Raw genomic sequence first — 8,584 nt, forward strand, 5'->3', positions numbered from 1 at the left:
GGCGGGCACGGCCCGCGGTGCGCCAACCGCGGGTGGGCCGTGACCCGTGGGCCCGCCCGGCCGGGGCCCCGCACGTCGTTGGGCGGGGCCCCTTGCCTAGGCCCGCCCGAGCTGGGCCAGGCGATCGGTGAGGGCCTCGTACTCGGCCCACAGTCCCTTCGGCGTGTGGTCGCCGAAGGTGCGCAGGTGGTCGGGGATGAGCGCGGCCTCCTGCTGCCAGATCTCGGGGTCGACGTCGAGCAGGAAGTCGAGGTCGGCCGACGTCAGGTCGAGGTCGGCCACGTCGAGCGCGCCGGCGGCCGGCAGTACGCCGATCGGCGTGGTGACGCCCTCACCGCGGCCGTCGAGCCGGTCCACGATCCACTTCAGCACCCGGATGTTCTCGCCGAAGCCGGGCCAGACGAAGTCGCCGGCCGCGTCCTTCTTGAACCAGTTGACGTAGTAGATCTTCGGCAGCTTCGCCGGGTCGGGCGCGTTCTCGCCGACCTTCAGCCAGTGGCCGAAGTAGTCGCCCATGTTGTAGCCGCAGAACGGCAGCATGGCGAACGGGTCGCGCCGCAGCTCGCCCACCGTGCCCTCGGCGGCGGCCGTCTTCTCGGAGGCGACGTTGGCGCCGAGGAAGACGCCGTGTCGCCAGGAGAAGGACTCGGTGACCAGTGGCACGGCCGTGGCCCGCCGGCCGCCGAAGAGGATGGCGGAGATCGGGACGCCCGCCGGGTCCTCCCACTCGGGGGCGATGGTCGGGCACTGGGCCGCCGGCACGGTGAACCGGGCGTTGGGGTGGGCGGCGGGGACGCCGGAGTCCGGGGTCCAGTCGTTGCCGCGCCAGTCCACGAGGTGGGCCGGGGGCTCGTCCGTCATGCCCTCCCACCACACGTCGCCGTCGTCGGTGAGGGCGACGTTGGTGAAGACGGAGTTGCCCCACAGGGTGCGCATGGCGTTGGCGTTGGTGCGCTCGCCGGTGCCGGGCGCGACGCCGAAGAAGCCGGCCTCGGGGTTGATGGCGTAGAGCTGGCCGTCCTCGCCGAACCGCATCCAGGCGATGTCGTCGCCGATGGTCTCCACGGTCCAGCCGGGCAGCGTGGGCCGCAGCATGGCGAGGTTGGTCTTGCCGCAGGCCGAGGGGAAGGCGGCGGCGACGTACTTCGCGTCGGCACCGTCCTCCGGCGGGGTGAGCTTGAGGATCAGCATGTGCTCGGCCAGCCAGCCCTCGTCGCGGGCCATCACGGAGGCGATGCGGAGGGCGTAGCACTTCTTGCCGAGCAGCGCGTTGCCGCCGTAGCCGGAGCCGTAGGACCAGATCTCACGGGTCTCCGGGAAGTGCGAGATGTACTTGGTCGTGTTGCACGGCCACGGCACGTCCTGCTCGCCCGCCGCGAGCGGGGCGCCGACCGAGTGCACGGCGCGCACGAAGGCGCCGTCCTCGCCGAGTTCGTCGAGGACCGCGCTGCCCATCCTGGTCATGGTGCGCATGGCGACCGCGACGTAGGCGGAGTCGGTGATCTCGACGCCGAGCGCGGAGAGCGGGGAGCCGAGCGGGCCCATGCAGAACGGCACCACGTACATGGTGCGGCCGCGCATGGAGCCGCGGAACAGGCCCTGGGTGCCGCTGAAGATCTCCCGCATGTCGCCGGGCGCCATCCAGTGGTTGGTGGGGCCGGCGTCCTGCTCGCGTTCGGAGCAGATGAAGGTGCGGTCCTCGACCCGGGCGACGTCGGTCGGGTCGGAGGCGGCGTAGTAGGAACCGGGCCGTTTCTCGGCGTTGAGCGGGGTGAAGGTGCCGTTCGCGACCAGCGTGGCGCACAGGCGGTCGTACTCCTCCTGGCTGCCGTCGCACCAGACGACCTCGTCCGGCTCGGTCAGTGCTGCGATCTCCTCGACCCAGGCGACGAGCTTGCGGTGCCGGGTCGGGGCGGTGGCGGCGACGGGAGCTGCTGAACTCAGCGTCACGTTCGCTCCTGTGGTTTGAGGGTTTTGTTGAGCAGGTTGAGCGGGTTGAGCAGGCCGCGCACTGCTGGGCACTGCTGGGCACCGCGCGACCGGTGCGCTCATCCGATAAGGAAGGGCGCTCATCTGATGGTGCCGGTTCTTCTCTTCTGTGTCCAGGGCAGCTCATCTGAGCAGGTTGCACGGCCGCTATACCATCAATCGCATGACTCCGCCCGTCAAGCCCCGACTGCGCGGCTGGCTGCACGCCGGAATGTTCCCGGCCGTGCTGATAGCCGGCATCCTGCTGACCGCCTTCGCCGGCAGTCCGCGTGCCCGTGTGGCCTGCGCGATCTACGCCATAACGGCGTGCGCGCTGTTCGGTATCAGCGCGCTCTACCACCGGGGTGAATGGGGTCCTGGCTGGGAGGCCGTGCTACGCCGACTCGACCACGCCAACATCTTCCTGATCATCGCCGGCACGTACACGCCGTTCACGATCCTGCTGCTGGACGGCGCGCGTGGACAGCTGCTGCTGTGGGGGGTCTGGGCGGGCGCGCTGGCCGGCATCGTGTTCCGGGTGTTCTGGACCAACGCGCCGCGCTGGCTCTACACGCCCTGCTACATCGCACTCGGCTGGGCCGCCGTGTTCTTCCTGCCCGACTTCCTCCAGGCCGGCGGGATCGCGGTGCTGGCCCTGGTGGTGATCGGCGGGGTGCTCTACAGCGCGGGCGGCGTGGTCTACGGGCTGAAGAAGCCGAATCCGTCGCCGCGCTGGTTCGGCTTCCACGAGGTGTTCCACTCGTTCACGCTGGCCGCGTTCGTCGTCCACTACGTCGGGATCTCGCTGGTGGCCTACCAGCACGGATGACCGGGTTCCGCACGACAACTTGACAGTCGCACTCTTCTGAGGGTCACTATCACTTGATAGCGACTCTCGGAGGTTTGCCATGACCGCGGCCACGACGCCGGCGGACACGACGCTCGACGCCCGCCGCTGGTGGGCGCTCGGCGCGCTGGTGCTCGCGATGCTGGTGCTCGGCTTCGACACCACGATCCTCAACGTGGCGCTGCCCACCCTCGCCGCCGACCTCGGCACGAGCAGCAGTGAGCAGCAGTGGATCGTCGACGCGTTCCTCGTCGTCTTCGCCGCCTGCATGCTCCCGGCCGGGCTGCTCGGCGACCGGTTCGGCCGGCGCCGCATGCTGGTGGCCGGCCTGGCGATCATGCTGGTCGGCTCGCTCGCCGGCACCCTGGCCGGCGATCCCGGCGCGCTGATCGCGGCGCGCGCCGCCATGGGCCTCGGCGCCGCGCTGATCACTCCGCTCGCGCTGGCCGTGCTGCCCACCGTCTTCGGCCCCGAGGAGCGCGGCCGCGCCGTCGCCGCGCTCACCGCGGCGCTGGCCGCCGGCATGCCGCTCGGGCCGCTGCTCGGCGGGCTGCTGCTCGACCACTACTGGTGGGGCTCGATCTTCCTGCTCAACGTCCCGCTGGTGGCCGCCGGCATCGCGGCCTGCCTGCTGCTGCTCCCCGAGAGCCGCAACCCGGCCGCGCCCCGGCTCGACCCGCTCGGCATCCTGCTCGGCGTCGGCGGCCTCGGCCTGCTGGTCTACGGCGTCATCGAGGGCCCGGCCAGGGGCTGGAACGACGTGCTGACGCTGGGCGCGCTCGTCGGCGCGCTGCCGCCGCTCGCCTGGCTCCACCTCCGCGACCGGCGCCGCGCCGAGCCGGTGCTCGGCCTCGGCCTGCTCGCCAACCCCGGCTTCCGCTGGGCCACCCTGATCGGCACGGTGGCCAGCTTCGCCATGGCCGGTCTGCTGTTCGTCGTGCCCCAGTACCTCCAGGCCGTCCAGGGCCACGACTCCTTCGGCACCGGGCTGCGGATCATGCCGCTGATGGGCGGGCTGCTGGTGGCGGCGCGCGGCTGCCAGCCGCTGAACCGGCTCCTCGGGCCGCGCTTCACCGTCGCCACCGGCCTCGCGCTGCTCGCCTTCGCCGGCGTGCTCGGCGCCACCACCGACACCGGCTCCGGGTACGGGCTGACCGCCACCTGGCTGACGGTCACCGGCCTCGGCGTCGGCCTGGCGCTGATCCCCTCCATGGACACGGCGCTCGGCGCACTGCCGACCGACGCCGCGGGCACCGGCTCAGGGCTGCTGATGACGATCCGGCAGGTGGGCGGCGCCGTCGGGGTGGCCCTGCTCGGCAGCCTGCTCGCCGAGGGCTACCGCGCCGACCTCGACACCGGCGGGCTGCCGGCCACCACGGCGGACGCCGCCAGGGAGTCCGTCGTCGCCGCCCATCTGGTGGCCGACCGGGCCGGCCTGCCCCGGCTCGCCGACTCGGCCGACGCCGCGTTCCTGCACGGCATGGGCCTGGTGCTGTTCGCCACCGCGCTGATCGCGGCGGCCGGCGCCGCGGTCGCCGGCTGGCTGCTGCCCGGCCGGGACGTGGCACCGCCCAGGGCGCGTACCCGAGAATGATCCGCATGCCCACCGCACCCCAGCCCGGCACCGGCCTCCGCGAACGGAAGAAGATCCGCACCCGGCAGGCCATCCGCCGGGCCGCCTACCGGCTGTTCGAGGAGCGTGGCTTCGAGGCGACCCGGGTCGACGAGATCGCCGCGGCCGCCGACGTCTCGCCGAGCACCGTCTTCCGCTACTTCCCGACCAAGGAGGACATCGTCCTCAGCGACGAGGAGGACCCGATCGTGGAGGCCGCGCTGCGCGCCCGCCCGGCCGGGGAGCCGCCGCTGGCCTCGCTCCGCGAGGCGCTGCGGCAGACGATCGAGCAGCTGTACGCCTCGCCCGAGGCGCCGGAGGAGATCGCCAGGCGGATGCGGCTCATCGCCACGGTGCCGTCGATCCGCGCCAGGCTGCACGAGTCGGTCGCCGACACCAGCGGCATGCTCACCCGGGTGCTCGCCGAGCGGACCGGCCGGCGCCCCGAGGACCTGGAGATCCGGGTCTTCATGGGCGCCGTGCTCGGCGGCCTCACCGAGGCGATGCTGCACGTGGCCGAGCACCACGCGGAGGTGGACGTGGTCGACGTCCTGGACCGCGCGCTGACGGTCCTGCAGAACGGCCTGGCCGACTGACGCGGACCGCCGCTCACTGGTCGCGGTGCCGGACCGCGACCACCGTCAGCACGAAGGCCACCGCCGCCCACACCGCGTAGACCGTCCACGCGCCGCCCGTCGTCATCGGGTAGGGAGTCCCGCCCCAGTCGACCGTCCTGGTCAGCTCCCGCCAGGCGCGCTCGGGAAGGGCGTGCCGGATGGTGGCCGACCAGTAGCGGCCCTCGCTGAAGAACGTCGGCAGCAGCGGCAGCACCACCACGCCGCCGATGACGGCCGTGGCGCTGTGCCGGACGACGGCGCCGATGGCCGCGCCCACCAGCCCGCTCACCGGTGCGAGCAGCGCGGAGGCCACCACCACACGCCACGCGCCGGGATGGTCGATCGACACCCCGGCGTCGCGCGCCGACAGGAGCGCCTGCGACAACCAGAACGAGACCCCCGCGACCACCGCGCCGAACGCCGTCAGCACCACCGCCACCACACACGCCTTGGCCGCCATCACCGAGCCGCGGGCCGGCACGGCCGCGAAGGTGGTGCGGATCGAGCCGCTGCCGTACTCGCCGGTGACGGCCAGGGCGCCGAGGGCGCTGGTGGCCAGCAGCAGGATGAGTTCGGCGTTCGAGGTGAACGCGTCGACCAACGGCAACCCGTTGGCGACGAAGTTCGCCTGCGACTCGGCGTCGTAGTACTGCCAGTTGCGGTAGTGGTCATAGGCGGAGCCGACGTTGAAGCCGACGACGGCGAGCCCGGCGAGCAGCAGGAACCACGGCGTGGAGCGCAGCGACCAGAACTTGAGCCACTCGGCGGCCAGCAGGTCCACGAACCGGGCGCGCGGCTCGGCCACGGGGAGGGTGGCGGCGGTCATCGGGCACCTCCGGCGGTGTACTCGACGCGGTCGGCGGTGAGTTCCATGAATGCCTCCTCGAGCGAGGCGCGGGGGGTGAGTTCGTGCAGCGGGACGCCCTGCCGGAGGGCGAGTTCGCCGATCGCGGCCGCCTTCAGTCCGGTCACCGAGAGGACGCCGTCCGCCTCCCGCACCGTGCCGCCCTCGGCGGTCAACGCGGCCGCCAGCGCCGCCGGCTCCGGCGTCACCACGGTCACGCTGTGCGAACCGCCGCGGGCCGCGAACTCGGGCAGGCTCTCCGCCGCGATCAGCTCCCCGCGCCCCACGACCACCAACTCGTCGGCCGTGTGCTCCATCTCGGACATCAGATGACTGGAGACGAACACGGTGCGGCCCTCGGCGGCCAGCCCGCGAAAGAGACCACGCACCCATTGCACGCCCTCCGGGTCGAGTCCGTTCAGCGGCTCGTCGAAGAGCAGCACGGGCGGATCGCCGAGCAGGGCCGCCGCGATGCCGAGGCGCTGCCGCATCCCGAGCGAGAAGCCGCCGATGCGGCGCCCGGCCGCGCCGGAGAGTCCGACCTCGGCCAGCACCTGGGCGACCCGGGTGCGGGGGATCCGGTTGGCGACGGCCAGCGCGGTGAGGTGGGCCCGGGCGGTGCGCCCGCCGTGCACGTCGCCCGCGTCCAGCAGCGCGCCGACGTGCCGCAGCCCGCGCCGGTGGTCACGGAACGGGCGCCCGTGCACGGTGACGGTTCCGGACGTGGGGGCGTTCAGCCCCAGGATCAGCCGCAGGGTGGTCGACTTGCCGGCGCCGTTGGGGCCGAGGAAGCCGGTGACCCGGCCGGACCTGACGGTGAAGGTCAGGCCGTTGACGGCCGTGGTGCCTCCGTACCGTTTGGTGAGTTCGTTGACTTCGATCACGCCGTCCACGCTGCCGTCGGCGACCCGCTCCCCGCATCGGCCCACCGCCGACAATCGCCGCCGCCGCTGTCATCCATGGGTGTACGACCCTGGGCCGATGCCCGGCCACCGGGCGCCGCCTACCATCGGGCCATGCCGCGCACCTCGTCCTCCCCACGGTTCAGGGGCCTGCCACCGGGCCACTGGACCCTCCTCGCCTGGGCCGTCGGCGCCGCGCTCACCTTCCTGATGCGGATCCGGCTGCCTGGCGAGAGCCAGCCGAGCGTGCTGCCGGGCGTGCTGCTCTACCGCTACGACGGCATGTTGTTCCTGCTGGTGGCCACCCTGGTGACGATCGCCGGCGCCCGCCGGCTCGACCGCCGCCCGGTGATAGCGCTCGCCCTGCTGCTCACCGGCTCCGTCATCGCGACGATCCCGCTGAGCGTCGGCGAGATACCGATGGCCCAGTTCCTCGCGGTGGACGTCGCCCTCTACTTCGTGGCGGCCGCCGGGCCGCGCCGCACCGGCAACGTCGCCCTCGGCCTCTCGCTGGCCACCCTCGTCGGCTTCGTGACGGTCCGGCTGCTGTCCGGCTGGCCGGCCGGCATCTCGGCCGAGCTGGCCGTGGCGCTGACCGCCGTGGTCGCCGCGCTGCTCGGTGGCGCGGCCCGGCAGGCCCGCGAGCACGCCGAGGCGGCACGCGCCCAGGCCGCCGCCCAGGCGGTGACGGCCGAGCGGCTGCGGATCGCCCGCGAACTGCACGACATGGTGGCGCACAGCATCGGCGTGATCGCCCTCCAGGCCGGCGCGGCCGGCCGCGTCATCGACACCCAACCGGCGCTGGCCCGGGCCGCGTTGGGGGAGATCGAGACCGCCGGCCGGGAGACCCTTTCGGGGCTGCGCCGGATGCTCGGCGCGCTGCGCAGGTCGGAGCCGGGCGCCGCGCCGCTCACCCCGGGGCTCGGCCTGGCCGACGTGGACCGGCTCGCCGCCTCGACGACGGCGGCCGGGGTCCGGGTGGACGTGCGCTGGCTCGGCGATCCAGGTCCGCTGCCGCCGGAGATCGACGTCTCGGCCTACCGGATCATCCAGGAGGCGGTCACCAACGTGGTGCGGCACGCCGGCACCGCCACCTGCCAGGTGACGGTGGACAGGAGGAGCGGGGAGGAGCTGGCCATCGAGGTGCTGGACGCTGGGGAAGGGACCGGCGGGACGGGCGCCACCGGTTGGGGACTGATCGGCATGCGGGAGCGGATCGCCCTGCTGCACGGCGAGTTCACGGCCGGGCCGCTCGGCGATGGCGGCTTCCGGGTCACCGCCCGGCTGCCCGTGCCCGAGGGCGTGCGATGACCTCCCCCGGGCCCGGGGACCCGGGAGGTGCCCCCATCAGGGTGCTGCTCGTCGACGACCAGCCGCTGGTCAGGACAGCGCTGCGGATGGTCATGGCCGAGGCGCCCGACCTGACGGTCGTCGGCGAGGCGGGCGGCGGCGCCGAGGCCGTCAGGCTCGCGGAGCGCGAGGCGCCCGACGTGGTGGTGATGGACATCAGGATGCCGGGCATGGACGGCATCGAGGCCACCCGCCGGATCGTGGAGGGCCCGAGCCCGGCGCACGTGATCGTGCTCACCACCTTCGACGACGACGACTACGTCTACGGCGCGCTGCGCGCCGGCGCGGCCGGCTTCCTCGTCAAGGACATGGCGCTGGACGACATCCTGGCCGCGGTCCGCGTGGTCGCCACCGGCGACGGGCTGCTGGCACCCGGCGTCACCCGCCGCCTGATCCGCGAGTTCGCCACCCGCCCCACGACACCTGTGGCACTGTCTCTTATCC

At 73.2% G+C, this 8,584-nt stretch carries 8 protein-coding genes; 5 read left to right on the top strand and 3 right to left on the bottom strand.

Features of this window, described 5'->3' with window-relative positions; all coding sequences use genetic code 11:
* Nucleotides 1-96: 96 nt before the first annotated feature.
* Nucleotides 97-1,950 (bottom strand): phosphoenolpyruvate carboxykinase (GTP), encoded by a 1,854-nt coding sequence (locus E1283_RS26200; RefSeq protein ID WP_243745114.1) that lies wholly within the window; start codon nucleotides 1,948-1,950, stop codon nucleotides 97-99.
* 202 nt (nucleotides 1,951-2,152) lie between these two features.
* Here E1283_RS26200 and trhA point away from each other — a divergent pair, with 202 nt between their 5' ends.
* From trhA to E1283_RS26215, 3 genes are all read left to right on the top strand, one after another.
* Complete coding sequence (trhA, locus tag E1283_RS26205; protein ID WP_132820622.1) at nucleotides 2,153-2,797, top strand: PAQR family membrane homeostasis protein TrhA; 645 nt, start codon at nucleotides 2,153-2,155, stop codon at nucleotides 2,795-2,797.
* Between the two features lie 79 nt (nucleotides 2,798-2,876).
* Nucleotides 2,877-4,409 carry an MFS transporter gene (locus tag E1283_RS26210; protein WP_341829953.1) on the top strand — a complete coding sequence of 511 codons (1,533 nt, stop codon included), beginning with the start codon at nucleotides 2,877-2,879 and terminating at the stop codon, nucleotides 4,407-4,409.
* Nucleotides 4,410-4,414: 5 nt separating this feature from the next.
* Complete coding sequence (locus tag E1283_RS26215) at nucleotides 4,415-5,023, top strand: acyl-CoA-like ligand-binding transcription factor (RefSeq protein WP_243745115.1); 609 nt, start codon at nucleotides 4,415-4,417, stop codon at nucleotides 5,021-5,023.
* Between the two features lie 13 nt (nucleotides 5,024-5,036).
* On the opposite strand, the gene E1283_RS26220 is transcribed toward E1283_RS26215, so the two are convergent.
* Nucleotides 5,037-5,870, bottom strand: coding sequence for an ABC transporter permease subunit (locus tag E1283_RS26220; RefSeq protein WP_132820624.1), 834 nt, complete (start codon nucleotides 5,868-5,870; stop codon nucleotides 5,037-5,039).
* The gene (locus tag E1283_RS26225; protein ID WP_207930528.1) at nucleotides 5,867-6,772 is read right to left on the bottom strand and encodes an ABC transporter ATP-binding protein; all 906 of its coding nucleotides are present in this window, start codon (nucleotides 6,770-6,772) and stop codon (nucleotides 5,867-5,869) included. The genes E1283_RS26220 and E1283_RS26225 overlap by 4 nt, the downstream gene beginning before the upstream one ends.
* A 132-nt stretch (nucleotides 6,773-6,904) precedes the next feature.
* On the opposite strand from E1283_RS26225, the gene E1283_RS26230 reads away from it, so the two are divergent.
* Together E1283_RS26230 and E1283_RS26235 are read left to right on the top strand one after the other, a co-directional pair.
* Nucleotides 6,905-8,101 carry a sensor histidine kinase gene (locus tag E1283_RS26230; protein WP_132820625.1) on the top strand — a complete coding sequence of 399 codons (1,197 nt, stop codon included), beginning with the start codon at nucleotides 6,905-6,907 and terminating at the stop codon, nucleotides 8,099-8,101.
* A partial coding sequence (locus E1283_RS26235) for a response regulator (RefSeq protein ID WP_132820626.1) occupies nucleotides 8,098-8,584 on the top strand: 487 nt, incomplete at its 3' end. The genes E1283_RS26230 and E1283_RS26235, both read left to right, overlap by 4 nt.

Origin of the sequence: Streptomyces hainanensis (assembly GCF_004348415.1) — a bacterium.
GTDB lineage: Bacteria > Actinomycetota > Actinomycetes > Streptomycetales > Streptomycetaceae > Streptomyces > Streptomyces hainanensis.